The sequence below is a fragment of the Veillonella sp. CHU110 genome (assembly GCF_003992255.1).
GTDB lineage: Bacteria > Bacillota > Negativicutes > Veillonellales > Veillonellaceae > F0422.
In genome coordinates, this window is record NZ_RQVA01000009.1 from 1 (window position 1) to 20870 (window position 20870).

The following is a 20870-nucleotide window of genomic DNA, read 5'->3' on the forward strand; positions in this document are numbered from 1 at the left end:
ATTGCTGCTGTTAAAGTAGTTTTACCATGGTCAACGTGACCGATAGTACCAATGTTAACGTGTGGTTTATTACGTTCAAATTTTGCTTTTGCCATTTTGAATTGTCCTCCCGGATAATTAAAACTTATTTATAGTAACCCTATGGAGCTAAGCGCTCCACAGGATGTACTTTTGATTAGCCATTTTTCTTAGCTTGAATTTCTTCAGCAATTTTCTTAGGCACTTCTTCGTAATGATCGAATGTCATGGAGTAGTTACCGCGACCTTGTGTTTTGGAACGAAGGTCAGTAGCATATCCGAACATTTCGCTCAATGGAACATATGCCTTGATGTGTTGGGAACCGTTGCGAGCTTCCATTCCATCCATGCGACCACGACGGGAGTTCAAATCACCGATTACGTCGCCCATGTATTCTTCTGGAACTTCTACTTCAACAGCCATGTATGGTTCAAGTAATGCTGGGTCAGCTTTACGAGCACCCTCTTTGAAGCCCATGGAACCTGCAATTTTGAAGGCCATTTCAGAGGAGTCAACATCATGGTAGGAACCGTCAAACACGATAACTTTGATGTCAACCATTGGATAACCAGCGATAACACCGGATTCCATAGCCTCTTTAACACCGTTCTCAACTGGTCCAATGTATTCACGAGGAATAGAACCACCAACAACTTTATTTTCAAATTCGAAACCAGCACCTGGTTCTTGAGGAATGATTTCCAACCAGCAATGGCCGTATTGACCTTTACCACCAGATTGGCGAACGAATTTACCTTCAGATTTAACTGCTTTACGAATTGTTTCGCGGTACGCTACTTGAGGTTTACCTACATTACATTCAACCTTGAACTCACGGTTCATACGGTCAACGATGATGTCAAGGTGAAGCTCACCCATACCGGAAATGATTGTTTGGCCAGTTTCTTCATCAGTACGAACTTTGAAAGTTGGATCTTCTTCAGCCAAACGAGCTAAAGCCATACCCATTTTTTCTTGGTCCGCTTTAGTTTTTGGTTCAACCGCAACGGAGATAACTGGTTCTGGGAATTCCATGGATTCAAGAATAACTTGCGCTTTGTCATCGCAAAGTGTATCACCAGTAGTAGTATCTTTAAGACCTACTGCAGCAGCGATATCACCAGCGTATACGCGGTCGATTTCTTGACGGCTGTTAGCATGCATTTGCAAGATACGGCCGATACGTTCTTTTTTGCCTTTAGTAGAGTTGAATACATAAGAACCAGACTCTAATGTACCAGAGTACACACGGAAGAACGCTAATTTACCAACATAAGGGTCAGCCATGATTTTGAAAGCCAACGCAGCGAAAGGGCCGTCATCTGTGGAAGGACGAGTAGTCTCTTCACCAGTGCTAGGGTCGATACCTTTGATCGCTGGTACGTCTGTTGGAGCTGGCATGTAGTCAACTACAGCATCTAGCAACATTTGTACGCCTTTGTTTTTGTAGGAAGATCCGCAAAGAACTGGGAACAATGTGTTTTCACACACTGCTTTACGAAGAGCCGCTTTAATTTCTTCTTCAGAAATTTCTTCGCCTTCTAAGTATTTTTCCATCAATTCGTCGTCAGTTTCAGCTACTGCATCCACCAACATTTCGCGACGTTCTGCTGCCACATCTGCATATTCTTCAGGAATTTCAGTGATTTCGTATTCTTTTCCGTCATCACTGATGTAGATTTCAGCTTTCATAGTTACCAAGTCAATGATACCTTTGAAAGTGTCTTCTGCACCGATAGGTACTTGGATAGCAACGCTATTTGCACCTAAACGAGTTTTCATCATATCAACTACGCGGAAGAAGTCAGCCCCTACTGTATCCATTTTATTTACATAAGCGATACGAGGTACTCCGTATTTATCCGCTTGACGCCATACTGTTTCAGATTGAGGCTCAACGCCACCTTTAGCACTGAATACAGCTACGGAACCGTCTAGTACACGAAGGGAACGCTCTACTTCTACTGTAAAGTCTACGTGACCAGGAGTATCGATAATGTTGATGCGATGACCTTTCCATTGAGTAGTAGTCGCAGCGGACGTGATAGTAATACCACGTTCTTGCTCCTGCTCCATCCAGTCCATCGTAGCAGCACCTTCATGTACTTCACCGATTTTGTGAACTCGACCAGTATAGTAAAGGATACGTTCCGTTGTGGTTGTTTTACCAGCATCGATGTGAGCCATGATACCGATATTACGAGTTTTCTCTAAAGAAACTTCTCTTGCCACTTGTATATCTCCTTAACTAATTACCATTTGTAATGAGCAAATGCTTTATTAGCTTCTGCCATTTTATGAGTATCTTCTTTTTTCTTAATAGCTGCGCCAGTGTTATTGAACGCGTCCATTAATTCGCCTGCTAAACGTTCTTTCATAGTGCGTTCACCACGAAGACGAGCATAGTTTACCATCCAGCGAATACCTAGAGATAAACGGCGGTCAGCACGAACTTCAACCGGTACTTGGTAGTTAGCACCACCGATACGGCGAGCACGTACTTCTAATACAGGCATTACATTTTTTAAAGCCTGATCAAAAACTTCCATTGGGTCTTGACCCATTTTGGAACGAATAATTTCAAATGCATCATATACGATGGATTCAGCAATGCCTTTTTTGCCATCGTACATTACTTTGTTAATGAAACGTGTTACTAATTTGCTATTGTATACCGGATCTGGTAATACATCGCGTTTCACAACAGGGCCTTTTCTTGGCATGTCAATTCCTCCTTTAACGATGTGTGTTTTCTAATCTTATGCTAAATTATTTTTTAGCACGTTTCGCGCCGTATTTGGAGCGGCTTTGCATACGGTTTTGTACGCCAGCTGTATCCAATGCACCACGAACGATGTGATAACGCACACCCGGAAGGTCCTTAACACGTCCACCTCTGATAAGTACAACGCTGTGTTCTTGTAAATTGTGACCAATGCCTGGGATGTATGCAGTTACTTCAATACCGTTTGTCAAACGAACACGGGCAACTTTACGAAGCGCGGAGTTCGGTTTTTTAGGCGTAGCTGTGTATACACGAGTACATACACCACGTTTTTGTGGACACTCTTTCAAAGCTGGAGAGTCAGATTTACGCACTAAAGTTTTACGGCCTTTACGTACTAACTGGTTAATAGTTGGCATGTGGGCACCTCCTTTCCAAACAATTAGATTTATAATTGATCCGCTCAACAATATGTCGCTCGGATATTACCAAAACTAGCGAAGCACGCCGATTGCAGCGGCTCCTACCTTAATGTGAGCAACCTGCCCTAGTTCCTCCATCGTATGATCTCGGTTCACAGGCACGTTGTGCTCTAAACAAATTTCCAGAATCGGCAAGATAAGTCGGTCATCGCTATCAAGACCTACAAATACACACTCTACTTCATCACGACTCACGGCTTTTCGCGTTTGTTTCGCTCCTATTGTGAGATTTGCATTTGAAAGCATATCGATTGTCATATGCGTCTCCTTCTCATTCGTTACTCGCTTTAGGGCGCACTGTCCCTTAAGCACTCTAATAGTTTACCACCCTTTATAGGTCATGTCAAACGATTTTAAGCCCCTAAAAGTGCTATATCAAGCCATTTTATGTGTACATGCTTCCGTGTGGTTCATATATTTTATTTTTTGCATAAAATATATCTATTTTATACAAAATTCATTATTTTTATGTATATACATTCATTTACTTTTCTTTAATTAATTCTAGCTATGCAAAATTGATATACTTGTTTTTTTATTTTTTAAGTTGACTACAGTGTTTGTCTTTTTAAGAAATACAAAAATAGCGAATAACCATACTTTTGTAGGTTATTCGCTATTATCGTATCTAAGATATCCTCTCTATACAAGGAAAGTATTACCTTTCACTTATATAGAACTAACTATCTAGGAATCTATATCTCTTGAAGTATTGACTATTCGTTTGTTTCAGATACTACTTCTTGGGATGCTTCACCAGCACTTACTACTTCTGTATCTACTACTAGATCTTCTAGTTGTGGGCTTTGTTTCACTACTTTAATCTTGCGATAACGGCTCATGCCTGTACCAGCTGGTATTAATTTACCAATGATAACATTTTCTTTTAAGCCAAGTAATGGATCAATTTTACCTTTGATCGCTGCTTCTGTAAGAACACGTGTTGTTTCTTGGAAGGAAGCTGCTGACAAGAAGCTGTCTGTTGCCAAAGCTGCTTTAGTAATACCCAATAGTGTACGTACGCCAGTGGCTTCTTTTTTACCATTTAAGCGTAAACGACGGTTTTCATCCTCAAATGTATTTACATCAATGGAGTCTCCTGGTAATACATCTGCATCCCCAGCATCCTCAATTTTTACTTTATGTAACATTTGTCGAACGATAACCTCGATGTGTTTATCGTTAATTTCTACACCTTGAGATTTGTATACTTTTTGTACTTCATATACTAGGTAACGTTGCGTTGCTTCTGTACCCATGACACGCATAATGTCATGAGGGTTAATGGATCCTTCTGTTAAACGCGCACCTAAAGATACTACATCACCATCTTTCACGATGATACGAGATCCGTAAGGGATTAAGTAATCAAACTCTTCGCCCTCAGCTGTAGTAATGAAGATTGTATTGGTACCTTTTTTATTGTCGTTAGGAACGACACGTACAGTACCTTCTACTTCTGCAATGATGGCATTACGTTTTGGACGACGTGCTTCAAACAATTCTTCGACACGAGGCAAACCTTGTGTGATATCGTCACCGGCAACACCACCTGTATGGAATGTACGCATTGTTAACTGTGTACCTGGCTCACCGATGGATTGTGCCGCAATAATACCTACTGCTTCACCCACTTGTACTTGTCCACCAGTACCTAGGTCACGACCATAACATTTCATACATACGCCATATGGAGAACGACAAGTCAATACAGAACGGATTTTCACTGTGTCGTAATGTTTTACTACTTCATCAGCTAATTCGTCAGTAATTTCACCATTCAATGGAACGATAACTTCACCAGTTTCTTTATTGATTAATTCTTCTGCTGCTGTACGGCCCACGATACGATCTTTCAATGGTTCGATAACGCCAGTACCTTCTACGATGGCTTCTACTTCAATGCCATGAATTTCATTATTGCGAACTTGAACTTCTTTTACATCGGAGTTCAAGATAGCTTCGATACCTTCTTCTGTCAATGCTGTATGCGCAGGGAAGATTTCTACACCTTCACTATCGATAACAGGATACACAGTATCTTTACCCAACATATTTTCAACCATTGTGTTGCGTAATGTGGTACGAATCGTATCGTCTACTTCACCTAATGCAATAGTTTGAACAATGTTAGTATGGTTGATATCACTATCGCTACCCAATTGTGCACCACGCAATGCGATAGATTTCACTTGGGATTCTGCCAAGGCTTCGATAGTTGCTTCTGTTACGATGCTTTCAGCGTCAGCAATCACTTCCCCAGTCATAGGGTCTACTACATCGCGATCTAATACACGCCCGATTAAATCATCTTTTAAGTATGTTAACGCATCTTTTGTATTGCGCGCTAAGCGAGCTCTTTCACGAGCTAAGTCAATACCTACTACGTCGCAGTCTTCTTCACGAACGATTACGTCTTGAGATACGTCAACAAGACGACGTGTTAAGTAACCGGAGTCAGCTGTACGAAGGGCTGTATCGGCCAAACCTTTACGAGCACCGTGAGAGGACGTAAAGTAATCCAATACGGTCAAACCTTCTTTAAAGTTCGCTTTGATTGGTAAGTCGATGATACGACCAGATGGGTCCGCCATCAAACCACGCATACCCGCCAACTGACGGATCTGTTGTTTGTTACCACGGGCACCAGAGATGGCCATCATATATACTGGGTTGAAACCGTCTTGGTCAGCCGCCATGTTATCCATCATGGCTTCTGTAACATTGTCGATGGCTTCATTCCAAAGATCAATCGTTTTACGATAACGTTCTTCTTCTGTAATTAAACCACGACGATATAGACGGGATACTTTATTAACTTCTGTATCTGCTTCTTCTACGATACCAGCTTTTACTTCTGGTACTTTGATATCCGCAATAGCAATCGTCATACCAGCACGACGAGCGAAGGAGTAACCCAAGGATTTGATACGATCAAGCAATTCTGCTGTTTTTTCGTTGCCAAATGCTTGGAAACATTGGTCGACTAATTTACCAACCATTTTCTTATCCATAACTTTACCCAAGGACCATGTGCCGTCTTCTTCTTTCACAAATTGACGAATTTCTGGATATAAAGCTTCGTTGAAAATCAAACGGCCTGCTGTCGTTTTAACTAGACCATATCCTTCGATACGAATGTAGATTACGTCTTGTAAGCCGATGACACCAGCATCATAGGCCAACATTACTTCGTCATAGTTCGCAAAACGTTTTGCTGTATCTTCAGTGCTTTTACGAACTACTGTTAAGTAATAAGTACCCAAGATCATATCCTGAGATGGAACCGCTACTGGCTTACCATCTTTTGTAGATAAGATGTTATGGGATGAAAGCATCAAGGTACGTGCTTCCGATTGTGCTTCTACGGACAATGGTAAGTGACATGCCATTTGGTCACCGTCAAAGTCGGCGTTGAAGGCTGTACATACTAATGGATGCAATTTGATAGCACGACCTTCCCAAAGGATTGGTTCGAAGGCTTGAATACCTAATCTATGCAACGTAGGCGCACGGTTTAGCAATACTGGATGTTCCTTGATAACTTCTTCCAAAGCTTCCCAAACACCAGCACCGATGCGTTCTACTTGACGTTTTGCCGCTTTAATATTGCTTGCTTGTCCACGTTCTACCAAGCGTTTCATCACGAATGGTTTGAACAATTCCAATGCCATCTCTTTTGGAAGACCACATTGATGCATTTTCAATTCTGGACCAACTACGATAACGGAACGGCCGGAGTAGTCAACACGTTTACCCAATAAGTTTTGACGGAAACGACCTTGTTTACCTTTTAACATATCGGATAAAGATTTCAATGGACGGTTACCAGGACCTGTCACAGGACGACCACGACGACCATTGTCGATCAACGCATCTACAGCTTCTTGTAGCATACGTTTTTCGTTGCGCACGATAATATCAGGAGCGCCTAAATCCAATAAACGTTTCAAACGGTTATTACGATTGATAACACGACGGTATAAGTCATTCAAATCGGACGTAGCGAATCGGCCACCATCTAATTGCACCATTGGGCGCAATTCAGGTGGGATAACTGGTACTACATCCATAATCATCCATTCTGGACGGTTGCCAGATTGACGGAATGCTTCTACTACTTCTAAACGACGAACGGCACGTACTTTACGTTGACCTGTTGCAGTTTCTAACTCAGCACGCAATTCATCGTTCAATGCTTCTAAGTCTAATTCGCAAAGTAATTCTTTAATGGCTTCTGCACCCATGTCGATACACACGAATGTATTCTCTTCCAAGGCACCAAGCTCTAATTTTTCTTCACGAGTTAATACTTCGTATTCTTTTTCTTCTTCTGGAATTTCAGTGTTCGCTGCCAACTCTGCATTGACAGCTTCTTTGTGGTTAGCAGAATTGATCAATTGCAAACGTTCACGACGTTGTGCAATCGTTTCAATGATGACACTTTTACCAGCGATTTTGTAATCAGCATCATTGAACATCGCTTCGTATTCACGGAATTCAGTTTCAAACAACAATTGTTGTTTAGACAATGGAGATTGACCTGGATCCACTACGATATACGCAGCAAAATACAATACACGTTCCAAGGAACGAGGGGATATGTCAAGGATCAATCCCATACGAGATGGGATGCCCTTGAAATACCAAATATGAGACACTGGTGTAGCCAATTCAATATGGCCCATACGTTCACGACGCACTTTGGCACGAGTGACTTCTACACCACATTTATCACAGACAACACCTTTATAACGGATGCGTTTATATTTTCCACAATGACATTCCCAGTCCTTTGTTGGCCCGAAAATGCGCTCACAGAATAAACCATCTCGCTCTGGTTTTAAGGTGCGGTAGTTAATTGTTTCAGGTTTTTTAACTTCTCCATGAGACCACTCCAAAATTTGTTGTGGCGAAGCTAAACCGATTCGCATGGAATCAAATTCATTTACGTCTAGCACTGTATGCTCCCTCCTTTACGAGATAGTGGTACTTACTCATTATCAGAAGATTCTACATAGCCGCTGATTTGGCTGATGATATCGTCTTCTTCACCTGCTGTCACAGGTTCTTCTTCTACAATATATCCGTCAGGTGTTCCTTCTACTGTGGAAGTTTCTCCTTCCGCAGTCGCTTCTGTTGTACCTTCTTCCATCACTTCACGAATGTCATCATGACGTGGTGCATCATCTTCATCTAACTCTTTGATGACAACTTCTTCTTGATCTTCGTTCAAGATTTTTACGTCAAGACCGATACTTTGTAACTCTTTCAACAACACTTTAAAAGATTCAGGTACGCCTGGTTCAGGAATATTTTCACCTTTAACGATTTTTTCGTAAGCTTTTACACGGCCCACAACATCGTCAGATTTCACAGTTAACAACTCTTGTAATGTATAGGCTGCGCCATACGCTTCAAGAGCCCACACTTCCATCTCACCAAAACGTTGTCCACCGAATTGAGCTTTACCACCCAATGGTTGTTGCGTAACAAGGGAGTACGGACCTGTAGAACGAGCATGGATTTTATCATCTACTAGATGGTGAAGTTTCAACATGTATACGTAACCAACGGTAACTTTGTTATCCATTTTTTCGCCTGTACGGCCATCGTATAATACTGTTTTACCATCATCATCACGACCAGCAATACGCAATGTATCGAATACGTCACTTTCATGAGCGCCGTCAAATACCGGTGTTGCAATATGAATACCCGCTTTGTCTGGTTTTGGCATACCATATGTGTCATAGTCATAACCATATTTTTCCAACTCAGCGCGTAAGTGACTGCGTTTTTCTCGAACATGGTGAATCGTTTCGATCACAGTAACCACTCGACGAAGGGTGTGCAACTCTTCTGCTAATGCTTCTTCCATTTCTGGACGTTCTGCGTCTACATCATCAAATGTCTCAATACCTAATTCATAGATACGTTTTTCTTCTGCTAATAAGAAGTCATAACGTGTTTGTCCGCCCAATTCTTCAAATTTTTCTCGGCTACGGTTAAGGATTTTATCTAAAGCTACTACTTTTTGGCTGTCGATTTGTTTATCTGTTTCCAAGTAGTTATTGATCGTAGGATCTGCGATGGCTTGTTCTAAGCTTTCAATTTCAGCATAGATATCTTTAATGCCATCGATTTCATCCCAATATGCACCATTAAGTTTTGCTTCGTTCAAGACTTCTTTGATTTTTAGGTCTGTTGCTTTAATTTGCATACCTAAGCCTTGTACAGCCCAGCCTAAATGAGTTTCCAATACCTGTCCGATGTTCATACGAGACGGTACGCCTAATGGGTTCAATACGATTTGTACTGGTGTACCATCTGGCAAGAATGGCATATCTTCTTGGCGCATAACGCGAGAAACGACACCTTTGTTACCGTGACGGCCGGCCATTTTATCGCCTTCGTGGATTTTACGTTTTTGCGCAATGTACACACGAACGACTTTATTTACGCCTGGTTGCAATTCGTCGCCATTTTCACGAGTAAAGATTTTAACATCCACAATTTTACCTGCTTCACCATGTGGCACACGCAAGGAAGTATCGCGAACTTCACGTTCTTTATCGCCAAAGATAGCACGCAATAAGCGTTCTTCTGGAGTTAATTCAGTTTCCCCTTTAGGAGTTACTTTACCAACCAAGATGTCGCCTGGTTTGACCTCTGCACCAATGCAGATAATACCATCTTCATCCAAGTTTTTAAGATTATCATCACCAGTATTTGGCAATTCACGAGTGATTTCTTCGGCACCTAGTTTCGTGTCACGAGCATCACATTCGTATTCTTCAATATGGATGGATGTGTAGATATCTTCTTTACAAAGTTCTTCACTTAATAAGATCGCATCCTCGTAGTTGTAACCTTCCCAAGGCATGAAGGCAACCAACACGTTGAAACCTAATGCCAATTCACCACCATCTGTAGCTGGACCATCTGCCAATACTTGACCTTTTACAACGGATTGACCACGGTATACAATTGGTTTTTGGTTAAAGCATGTAGATTGGTTAGAACGCATGAATTTATTCAATTTATATACGTCTACACGACCATTGTCACGTTGTACATGGATTTCATGGCCCCAACAACGTGTAACAATACCAGCTTCTTTTGCTAATACGCAAACGCCGGAGTCTGTCGCCGCTTTGTATTCCATACCTGTACCTACTAGCGGTGCTTGCGCACGAAGTAAAGGCACTGCTTGACGCTGCATGTTCGCACCCATCAAGGCACGGTTCGCATCGTCATTTTCTAAGAATGGAATCATAGCAGTACCGATAGATACTACTTCTTTTGGACTTACGTCCATATAGTCTACTTTATCTGGAGATACTTCTAATACGTCATGACCACGACGACATGCGATGTGTTCAGACACGAAGTATCCTTCTTCATCAATACGAGAGTTCGCTTGGGCAATTGTCATGCCTTCTTCTTCATCAGCTGTCATATATACAACTTGGTCTGTAACGCGAACTTTTACAACTTTATTAGCTTCATCACCAGTACCATATACTTTTTCAATTTTACGGTATGGTGCTTCAATGAAACCAAATTCGTTCACTTTCGCATAGTTGGACAAGGAGTTGATCAAACCGATGTTTGGACCCTCTGGAGTTTCAATTGGACACATACGGCCATAGTGGGAATGATGCACGTCACGAACTTCGAAGCCCGCGCGCTCACGAGACAAACCACCAGGTCCCAAGGCAGATAGACGACGTTTGTGTGTCAATTCGCCCAATGGGTTAGTTTGGTCCATGAACTGGGATAACTGGGAAGAACCAAAGAATTCTTTGATGGCTGCCACAACTGGCCGGATATTCAATAAAGCTTGTGGAGTAATCACAGATACGTCTTGGATTGTCATACGTTCTTTTACTACACGTTCCATACGAGTTAAACCGATACGGAATTGGTTTTGCAACAATTCGCCTACGCAACGAAGACGACGGTTACCTAAATGGTCGATATCGTCAGTTTGTCCAATGCCTTCGATTAAGTTCATCATATAACTTACATTGGCGATCATGTCTTCACGAGTCACTGTGCGATGGCTGAATGGCAAGTTGCTGTTGTTACAGATCACTTTCACCACTGTACCTTCTGTATTCACTACGAAGAACTCAGGCACCACATCACCACTGTATACACCGCTATTGGCTACTACATCAAGAACATCTTCGTTCACATATGTACCAGCATCTACGATGATTTCGCCATTTTCGTCTACGATTGGTTCTGCCAAAGTTTGACCGAACAAGCGTTGACGCCAGCCTAATTTTTTATTTAATTTATAACGACCTACACGCGCTAAATCATAGCGACGGGAGTCAAAGAATAAGTTATCGAATAAATTACGAGCACTTTCCACAGTTGGTGGTTCGCCTGGACGAAGTTTTTTGTAGATTTCTACCAATGCTTCATCAGCGGATTGTGTGCTGTCTTTTTCTAATGTACGAAGTAAACGTTCGTCGTATTCTGGATGACCGTTTTCGTCCACTTGTCCATTCCAGAACAATTCCAAGATGGATTCGTTAGATTCCCAACCCAATGCACGTACTAATACGGTAGCTGGCAATTTACGGTTACGGTCGATACGTACAGACACGATGTCATTCGCATCTTTTTCTAACTCAATCCAAGCACCACGGTTTGGAATCACTGTAGAATCATACAAACGGTTACCCATTGTATCGATGCTGCCACCGTAGTATACACCTGGAGAACGAACCAATTGGGATACGATAACACGTTCCGCACCATTGATGATGAACGTTCCTGTATCTGTCATCAACGGGAAGTCGCCCATGAATACTTCTTGTTCTTTAATATCTGGATTTTCTGGATCATTGTTAACGAGACGAACATTGACACGCAAAGGTGCTGCATAGGTTGCATCACGGTTTTTGCATTCGTTAATGTCGTACTTCGGCTCTCCAAGGCTGAATCCCTCAAAGGAAAGAGCTAGCTTTCCCGAATTGTCTTTAATCGGAGAAATATCGTTAAAAATATCTTGTAAACCGCTCTCTAAAAACCACTCATAAGACTTGCGTTGCACGTCTAACAAATGTGGCATTTCGAGAACTTCGTTGATCTTAGCGTAGGTATATCGAGTACGCTTACCCACCTGCTCAGGTTTGAACATGTTCTTTTCACCCCTCATAAAAATTGGCTTACATATTCTATAACGGTATGACTGCAGACGATTCCAGGTCTCAGTTTTCCTGCTGACCAATGACAAAATAAGCAAGGCTCGTAATTTTTTCTTGTGAACCTTGCTTTCCTCATTTCAGCACAACCTTGGATATATTCCTTCATCAATTCAATGTTATAGTTACTTTTTTGCAATTAAATATTATAATCTTCTTATATCTATTTGTCAATAGCTATTATACTGAAAGTCTCTCATATATCTATAGTAGTCAAACATTAGTGACACAACTTCCTAAAGATTTATTTAAGAAGTGCTCTGCTATATATTCAGATGACCAGTTCTTCCTTACACTCCTACTACATGACCATATACGTAGGTATACAAAAAGGACTCGGTATACAAACGCATTATTCGTTCGTATCCAAGTCCTTTTCCTTTATCATCTGCACGGCACCCACTGGACATATAGCATAACAATCACCACAGTGAATGCACATGTCCTGATGGATGACATAGCGATCGCCTTTGCGAGTGATAGCCTGCGTCGGACAATCCATGGCGCATCCAGCACAACACACGCAGGTGTCTTTGATATGAAAGTACATAGGCAAGCCTCCTAGTCTTAGTATACTACGTAGGCTCCCCTCATGTCATTCTTCCACAATGCATTGGCACATTTTCATTGTCAGTAAGGCTGCATCATGGGATTCTTGGGTCACTCCTGCACAGCATTTCGGATCCACATGAAGTGGCACTTCTGGTAAACCCGCTTTCAGAATGAGTGCATTCGATACGACGCAAATATCCGTACATAGGCCCACCATTGTAATCGTTTCAATTGGTTCCACTTCATGCATTGCCTTAAGGTGATCCAATAACGCTAATGATCCAAAGTTAGGTTTATCTAGTACATCCACCCGTTGACCTCGTTCACGAGCCACTTCCAACAGGTCATCGGCAATCTCCCAACCTTTGGTGCCACGAGCACAATGTTCCACTGGCAAATGTTTGCCCTCTTGGCTTTCAAGATAACCGCCGTCATGGGTATCACGAGTGAACACAATGGGACCATCAAAATTACGAATTGTTTCACGTACCGCCGGTACAATGGCCTGTGCCTGCGGTGAACCTAAAGATCCATCAATAAAATCATGTTGCATGTCTATCACAATCAATACGTTCATAGAGCATCTCCTTTGTTAGAAAGTAGGCAAGGAAATGATACATTCCCTTGCCTTACCTAATTGATAGTACTTGAACCTTTAACTACTTATGCGATTATCATTATCCTTTTACTACGTCAGCGCAACGAGCACATAATGTTGGATGATCTGTATCTTGACCAACTGTGTCGCGGTGAATCCAGCAACGTTCGCATTTTTCTAACTCAGATGGAGTTACCACAATGGATAATACTCCGTCTTCTACTGTTACTGCGTTGGCTGGTGCGTTGTCACGGCCTTCTACTACATGTGCTTCAGACACGATCAACAAGCTAGCTAGGGAACCGCCGAATCCAGTCAATGCTTGGTACGCATCGCCATCTGCATAGACAGTAATGGATGCATCCAAGGAGTGACCGATCGCTTTATCACGGCGTGCCCCTTCTAAGGCTTTTGTCATTTCGCTACGAAGAGCTAACATAGTCGCCCAACGTGCAGACAATTCTGCATCCACATGGTCTGCGTGACCTTGTGGCCAATCTGCTAACATCACGCTTTCTTCCATGCCTTCTTCTTTTGGCATGTATTGCCATACTTCTTCCGCCGTGAAAGAAAGAACTGGAGACACCATTTTAACCAATGTTGTCAAGATTTCGTAGATGGCAGTTTGCGCACTACGACGAGCTACATTGTCTTCTTTCTCTGCGTACATAGTATCTTTCAACACGTCTAAGTAGAAGGAAGATAAATCTACGGTACAGAAGTTATGGATCGTGTGATATAAAATATGGAATTCATAGTTTTCGTAAGCATTCGTTACTTTTTGACGAACTTCTTCTAAACGATACAATGCCCAACGATCCAACTCAGTCAAATCTTTGTAAGCTACTTTATCTGTATTAGGGTTAAAGTTATCTAAGTTACCCAACAAGAAACGGAATGTATTACGGATTTTACGATATACTTCCGCCAATTGTTTTACGATGTCTTTGGACAAACGAACGTCTGCTTGATAATCTGCAGAAGATACCCATAAACGCATTACATCCGCACCGTGTACATCGATGATATCGGAAGGAGCCACTGTATTACCTACAGATTTAGACATTTTACGGCCCTCGCCGTCCACTACGAAACCGTGAGTCAATACGGCATTGTATGGTGCATGACCACGTGTAGCGATACCTGTTAACAAGGAAGAGTTAAACCAACCACGATGTTGGTCAGAACCTTCTAAGTACATAGCGCAAGGCACATCCATTCCATTTTGTTCCAATACGCCAGACCAAGAGCTACCGCTGTCGAACCATACATCCATGATGTCTGTTTCTTTATGGAAAGAATCATGTCCGCAAGATGGACATGTAAATCCTGCTGGCAATAATTCTTTTGCTTCATGAGCCCACCAAGCGTTAGAGCCTTCTTTAGCAAACCATTCTTGTAAGGAAGAGATAGTATCATCATTGATAATGTGCTCTCCACAATGGTCGCAATAGTAGATAGGAATTGGCACACCCCACGCACGTTGACGAGAGATAACCCAGTCCCCACGATCTGCGATCATGTTATAAATACGGTCATGACCCCATTTAGGAATCCATTGTACTTGTTCGTCGATGGCTTTCAATGCTTCTTGACGGTAGCCATCCACGGAGGAGAACCATTGTTCTGTAGCACGATAGATAACAGGGTTTTTACAACGCCAGCAATGAGCATATTGGTGACGGATATTACCTTTTTGCACCAATGCACCATTATGAGCTAAAATTTTGATCACTGGTACTTCTGCATCATGGATTTCAACACCAGCTAGTGGTTGTTCTGTGTCACCATAGCGAGGTTTATCTACTTTCGCAATGTAACGACCAGTAGCATCGACTAAGGATAAAATATCAAAATCGATTTTACCTGCATCTTTGTAAGCTTTTACTACGTTAAAGTCATCTTCACCATGAGCAGGAGCCGTATGTACGCAACCTGTACCAGCGTCTAAGGTAACGTGAGAACCCAACAAGATAGGAGCATTACGATCAGCAAATGGATGTTTAAAGTTCGCCAATTCTAATTCGTTACCTTTGAACGTGTTCAACACTTCATAGGATTCTACGCCCATTTCTTTGGTAGCTGTTTCGATCAAGCCATTCGCTAATAACCATGCCTCATCGCCGATTTTCACCCAAGAGTAATCTAATTCTGGGTTCACAGAGATAGCTTGGTTGGCAGGCATTGTCCAAGGAGTTGTTGTCCAGATAACGGAAAACAATTTGCTAGTGTCAAAACCTGCTGGCAATGTACTTTCAGCGCCGTTTACATAGGCAAATTTAACATAGATGGAGAAAGATTTTTTCTCAGCATATTCAATTTCCGCTTCTGCCAAGGCAGTTTCACAATGTGTACACCAGTATACAGTTTTCAAACCTTTGTAGATGTAACCGCGTTTCGCCATTTCACCGAACACGCCGATTTGTTTCACTTCGAACTCAGGGCGCAATGTCAAATACGGACGATCCCATTCGCCAAGCACACCGAAACGAATGAAATCTTTCTTTTGTTCTTCCACACAATTGAGTGCGTATTCACTACATTTGTTACGAAGATCCAGAGGACTCATTTCATGACGGTTCAAACCAGTGTTTTTAATAACCGCATGCTCGATTGGAAGACCATGTGTATCCCAACCAGGAATGTATGGTGTGTAATGACCTTGCATCGTTTTATATTTCATCACAATATCTTTTAATGTTTTGTTCAAGGCATGACCGATGTGCAATTTACCATTCGCGTACGGAGGGCCATCGTGTAAGATAAAAGATTTTTTGCCTTTATTTTTAGCTAGGCGTTTTTCATAAATTTTATTATCTTCCCAAAATTTGATAAATTCTGGTTCGCGCTTTGGCAAATTGCCACGCATAGGAAATTCTGTTTCAGGCAAGTGCAACGTCTTACCATAATCCACTTCATTAGACATTGTATTTCTCCTCTCAATAAAAAAAGCACCCGCTCCCCGAAGGGACGAATGCAAATCCGTGGTACCACCCTACTGATGATTCTTGTGAAAGTTACCCCCAACGAATCATCGCTCAAACATATAACGGTGTCCACCGATGTGAGTACCCCCAGTATGGGCTCCCCAACATATACTCAAAAGTGATCTGCCATGCATTCACCCATGAGGCTTTCACCATCCCTCACTCGCTCGGAGCTACCTTGCATGACCGTCTTTATCAACGTATTAACATATATCGTTGTCAATTACAGGTACAATTATATACTATCTGCAGAGTACTTGCAATAGGTCTAAACGCATTTCTATACGTACACAATAAACGATATATCCTATGACCATGATACCATTATTGAATGATATTTATGAAAATATATTTAGAAGTTAGAAATAGCTATTATATTTTCATATATATCTAGTGTTGGGGGTATAATAAATCTCACTGATATGCTACCATAGGTACATGGATGATTACAGTTTAACCACGCACATAGGAGTCAGTATGGAACTTTGGAAACGCACATTATATGTTTGCTTATTTGGTGCCTTCATGGCATCAGTGGGGCTTAGTCAAGCAGCCCCTCTCATTCCGCTATATTTACAAGACCTAGGGGTCCACAATCAGGCGGACCTTGCCAATTGGTCTGGCCTCGCCATGGGCATGACCTATCTTATGGTGGCTCTCTTCGCACCCTTTTGGGGCAAGCTCGCAGACCGCAAAGGACGCAAACTCATTCTATTGCGCGCTAGTCTTGGGATGGCTATTACCAACGCTCTCCTCGGCTTTGCCCAAGCTCCCGAGCACATCGTTATCATACGGATTTTAAACGGAATGATTTCAGGATTTTTCTCTGGCTCCATTACCCTCGTAGCTACGCAAACGCCACAAACCCAAACAGGTTGGGCTCTGGGACTCTTGTCCGCCGCCAATCTCGGCGGTTCCCTCTTAGGTCCTATGATCGGTGGTTACATCGGTGGACTCTTTGGCATTCGCTACGCTTTCTTCATCGTATCTGCCTTATTAGGGACCGCCTTCTTGTCCACCTTATTCTTTGTGAAAGAAGAATTTACACCGCAACCAAAGGGGGCATCGCAATCACTGGCTACGTTGAAAGCATCCATTCCAGACTGGAAAGGACTGATCTATATTTCTGTAGGTTCCTTTATCTTCGCTTTCACTACCATGGCAACGGCACCGATCCTATCTGTATTCGTGCAACAAATCGTGGGGCAAGGAGCGGAGCACATTGCCCTCTTGGCGGGATTAGCATTTACCGTAACAGGTTTGGCACAAATGGTGGCTAGCTCCGTCCTCGGCAAATACATCGACAAACTAGGACCACGGTTCATCCTTTGGACAAGTTTCATCTATGTAGGTCTCGTGACCATACCACAAGCCTTCGTCGATAACATCTACACCTTGTGTATCTTGCGATTCCTACTCGGTATCGGCCTAGGCGGATTATTACCAGGTATTAATACCTACCTATCGAGCATTACCCCGAAAGCATTTGCAGGGCAAGTCTTCGCCTATAACCAATCCACCTTATTTATGGGGTACTTCATCGGATCCTTGGGCGGTTCCTTTATCGCCTCCCAATGGGGATTCGGCACTATGTTTATCACCACAGGGGCTATCATTGCACTGACAGGAGTGTTCTTGAAAGTTACACTGGGACGCACACAGACAGCAAATCATTAATTACGTTCCTGTAAAATACTGTATATTTTGAAACACTATATACTCCGCATTATATGAGTTCTTTACTACTTAGTATCTACTATACAATATATACTCATAAGGACACACCTGCAAGAAACTATTAAAAAATAAATGCAATATAACAAAACAGAGGTCTTACTCCAAAGGCCGCTGTTTTTTATCTTATTTTATTAAAAACATTTTATATATAAATCTAATCTACTACGGCCATATGTGTAGCATACATTACGCTATAGTAGTACTTTACACACTTACGAATCAGTACCCGCTATACTGACAACATCAAATCAAAACTATAATGTATTCACCCCTGTCTCCAACGGAAATCCCTCATAGGTCACCCAATCGCTGGAGCTACCGAGGTACATGGCAGGTTCTACACCGATTTCAGCGAGAACTATCATCAAGTTTGCTGCAGTCACACCAGAGCCACAATAGGTAACGATAGGTTTTTCCACCTTAGCTAAGTCGCCGTAGGCTTGTTCTAATTCTGCAATGGGACGTACGCCATCAGAGGTAAAGCCCCATTCGTAGAAATGGTTGATCGCCCCTGGAATATGTCCTGTCATACCATCCATCGTATCCACTACAGATCCATCGTACCGTTGTGGTGCCCGTGCATCGATGATGACATGACTACCTGTTTGGCTAGCTTGTAATACTTCATCACGGCTCATCACTAAATGCTCTTGCAATGTGTACTGTAATGGTTGTGGATTTGCCACAGTAGGTGTAGATTCTTGTGTCAACGGATACCCCTCACGGTGCCAACGCTCAATGCCACCGGCTAGGACTTTCACATTGGTGAAACCCATGTATAGTAGCAAGAACCGCAAACGACCGGCAAAGGAAATCCACGCATCGTACACCACGATGTGAGAATCCATGGTCACACCGCATTCACTCAATCGTTGTGCTAATACGGACATATCTGGCACCGGATGACGACCACCGTGTACGCCTAAAGGACCACTCATGTGTGCATCCATATCGATGGCAAAAGCCCCTGGAATATGGGCTGCTGCATAGGCATCAAAGCCTCGTGCATCGAGGACCACTACTCTATTTAATTGTTCTTGTAATTCTTTCGGTGAAAGTAACGCGCTCATTGTTACACCTCCATTATAATAAAAGAATGCCATACACTCTCTATAATCTAGTGTAACATAGATTATCTTCGATGTGTATGGCATTTCTATTCATACGTGTATTCTGTTGAATCCTATTGATTCCCGTCAGTTTTCAATACTTTGAAAGCCCTCAGTTCACCTACTAGCCCTTAATCGTCTGAAACGCTTCTTTCGCAATTTGCAATGTATACGCCAAATCTTGCTCACTATGGCACGTAGACAAGAAGTTGCTTTCATATTGGCTGGCTGCATAATAGATGCCATGTTCCAAGTTGTAATGGAAGAATGTTTTGAACGCTTCCATATCGCAAGCACTGGCATCATCAAAATTGTGAACTGGTTTGTCTGTGAAGAACAGTGTAAACATAGAGCCTACACGTTGTACCACTACAGGTACGCCTACTTCTTTCGCCGCTGCTTCTAAGCCTTGGCAAAGCAATTCTGTAGATTCTTCGACTTGACGGAATGCATTCGGATGTTTTTGCAACATAGACAAGATAGCAAGACCTGCTGCCATGGCTACAGGGTTACCACTCAAAGTGCCTGCTTGGTACACAGGACCGGATGGAGCGATGGCAGACATAATTTCTTTCTTACCACCGAATACTGCCATCGGCAAACCGCCCCCTACGATTTTACCTAAGCATGTCAAATCTGGAATGACATTGTAATATTTTTGTGCTCCTCCAGAACTGGATCGGAAACCACACATCACTTCATCAAAGATGAGAACTGCGCCGTGTGCTTTAGTTACTTCACGCAAGGTTTCCAAGAATCCTTCCACAGGAGGCACACAGCCCATATTACCTGCTACTGGTTCTACAATGATGGCTGCGATACTTTCACCATGAGCCTCGAATAATTGACGAACCGCATCCGAATCATTGTACGGCAATGTAATCGTATCAGAAGCTACACCAGCTGGTACACCTGGACTATCAGGTACACCAAAGGTTGCTAGTCCAGAGCCTGCTTTCACCAATAAACTATCACTATGACCATGGTAACAACCGATAAATTTCACAATTTTGTCACGACCTGTATAGCCACGAGCCAACCGCAAAGCACTCATGGTAGATTCTGTACCAGAGTTCACCATGCGTACCATTTCCATCGATGGATAGAAGGCTTGGATTTTTTTCGCTACTTCTGTTTCAAGCAATGTTGGCGCTCCATAACTAGTGCCACGAGGAATTGCTTCCAAAATGGATGCTACAATTTCAGGGTTCGCATGGCCTAGAATCATAGGGCCCCAAGACAATACGTAATCGATGTACTCATTGCCATCGATATCGTAAATGCGAGATCCGCTAGCAGAACTGATGAAAGGAGGATTGCCCCCTACACTGCGGTAAGAGCGAACAGGACTGTTCACACCGCCCGGCATATATGTACGAGCCTCAGCAAAGGCTTGTTTTGATTTTTCTAAACTAAACATAATAGCTCCTATATTTC

Annotated in this window: 13 protein-coding genes; 1 reads left to right on the forward strand and 12 read right to left on the reverse strand. The window is 42.4% G+C overall.

From position 1 onward, the window contains the following. The 10 genes from EO122_RS04970 to ileS form a co-directional block, all read right to left on the reverse strand. The coding region (locus tag EO122_RS04970; protein WP_018590913.1) for a GTP-binding protein at positions 1–95 on the reverse strand (95 nt) is incomplete at its 3' end. Positions 96–175: 80 nt separating this feature from the next. Next, the gene (fusA, locus tag EO122_RS04975) at positions 176–2251 is read right to left on the reverse strand and encodes an elongation factor G (RefSeq protein WP_126938037.1); all 2076 of its coding nucleotides are present in this window, start codon (positions 2249–2251) and stop codon (positions 176–178) included. A 20-nt stretch (positions 2252–2271) separates the two neighbouring features. Continuing rightward, a complete protein-coding gene (rpsG, locus tag EO122_RS04980; RefSeq protein WP_009353884.1) occupies positions 2272–2742 on the reverse strand; it encodes a 30S ribosomal protein S7 in 471 nt (156 codons plus the stop codon). Between the two features lie 46 nt (positions 2743–2788). Then, the gene (rpsL, locus tag EO122_RS04985) at positions 2789–3163 is read right to left on the reverse strand and encodes a 30S ribosomal protein S12 (protein WP_009353904.1); all 375 of its coding nucleotides are present in this window, start codon (positions 3161–3163) and stop codon (positions 2789–2791) included. A gap of 75 nt (positions 3164–3238) precedes the next feature. Then, entirely contained in the window at positions 3239–3484 is a 246-nt protein-coding gene (locus EO122_RS04990; RefSeq protein WP_127009642.1) for a ribosomal L7Ae/L30e/S12e/Gadd45 family protein, read from the reverse strand. A 458-nt stretch (positions 3485–3942) separates the two neighbouring features. Then, entirely contained in the window at positions 3943–8187 is a 4245-nt protein-coding gene (gene rpoC, locus EO122_RS04995) for a DNA-directed RNA polymerase subunit beta' (protein ID WP_127009643.1), read from the reverse strand. 32 nt (positions 8188–8219) lie between these two features. Further along, positions 8220–12386, reverse strand: a complete 4167-nt coding sequence (gene rpoB / locus EO122_RS05000) for a DNA-directed RNA polymerase subunit beta (RefSeq protein WP_127009644.1) — start codon at positions 12384–12386, stop codon at positions 8220–8222. A 416-nt stretch (positions 12387–12802) separates the two neighbouring features. Further along, positions 12803–13000 carry a 4Fe-4S dicluster domain-containing protein gene (locus EO122_RS05005; RefSeq protein ID WP_127009712.1) on the reverse strand — a complete coding sequence of 66 codons (198 nt, stop codon included), beginning with the start codon at positions 12998–13000 and terminating at the stop codon, positions 12803–12805. A 45-nt stretch (positions 13001–13045) separates the two neighbouring features. Beyond that, the gene (locus EO122_RS05010) at positions 13046–13579 is read right to left on the reverse strand and encodes a cysteine hydrolase family protein (protein WP_127009645.1); all 534 of its coding nucleotides are present in this window, start codon (positions 13577–13579) and stop codon (positions 13046–13048) included. Between the two features lie 100 nt (positions 13580–13679). Next, positions 13680–16514 carry an isoleucine--tRNA ligase gene (gene ileS, locus EO122_RS05015; RefSeq protein WP_127009713.1) on the reverse strand — a complete coding sequence of 945 codons (2835 nt, stop codon included), beginning with the start codon at positions 16512–16514 and terminating at the stop codon, positions 13680–13682. 550 nt (positions 16515–17064) lie between these two features. On the opposite strand from ileS, the gene EO122_RS05020 reads away from it, so the two are divergent. Next, positions 17065–18264, forward strand: a complete 1200-nt coding sequence (locus EO122_RS05020) for an MFS transporter (protein WP_127009646.1) — start codon at positions 17065–17067, stop codon at positions 18262–18264. Between the two features lie 314 nt (positions 18265–18578). Here EO122_RS05020 and EO122_RS05025 read toward each other — a convergent pair whose 3' ends face one another. Both EO122_RS05025 and hemL read right to left on the reverse strand, forming a co-directional pair. Then, a complete protein-coding gene (locus EO122_RS05025; protein WP_127009647.1) occupies positions 18579–19394 on the reverse strand; it encodes a sulfurtransferase in 816 nt (271 codons plus the stop codon). Between the two features lie 163 nt (positions 19395–19557). Beyond that, positions 19558–20853, reverse strand: a complete 1296-nt coding sequence (hemL, locus tag EO122_RS05030) for a glutamate-1-semialdehyde 2,1-aminomutase (RefSeq protein WP_127009648.1) — start codon at positions 20851–20853, stop codon at positions 19558–19560. Positions 20854–20870: the final 17 nt, after the last annotated feature.

Coding starts and splice junctions, on each gene's coding strand:
- rpsG (WP_009353884.1), bottom strand. CDS start 2,742: ATGCCAAGAAAAGGCCCTGTTGTGAAACGCGATGTATTACCAGATCCG.
- rpsL (WP_009353904.1), bottom strand. CDS start 3,163: ATGCCAACTATTAACCAGTTAGTACGTAAAGGCCGTAAAACTTTAGTG.
- EO122_RS04990 (WP_127009642.1), bottom strand. CDS start 3,484: ATGACAATCGATATGCTTTCAAATGCAAATCTCACAATAGGAGCGAAA.
- rpoB (WP_127009644.1), bottom strand. CDS start 12,386: ATGTTCAAACCTGAGCAGGTGGGTAAGCGTACTCGATATACCTACGCT.
- EO122_RS05005 (WP_127009712.1), bottom strand. CDS start 13,000: ATGTACTTTCATATCAAAGACACCTGCGTGTGTTGTGCTGGATGCGCC.
- EO122_RS05010 (WP_127009645.1), bottom strand. CDS start 13,579: ATGAACGTATTGATTGTGATAGACATGCAACATGATTTTATTGATGGA.
- EO122_RS05020 (WP_127009646.1), top strand. CDS start 17,065: ATGGAACTTTGGAAACGCACATTATATGTTTGCTTATTTGGTGCCTTC.
- EO122_RS05025 (WP_127009647.1), bottom strand. CDS start 19,394: ATGAGCGCGTTACTTTCACCGAAAGAATTACAAGAACAATTAAATAGA.
- hemL (WP_127009648.1), bottom strand. CDS start 20,853: ATGTTTAGTTTAGAAAAATCAAAACAAGCCTTTGCTGAGGCTCGTACA.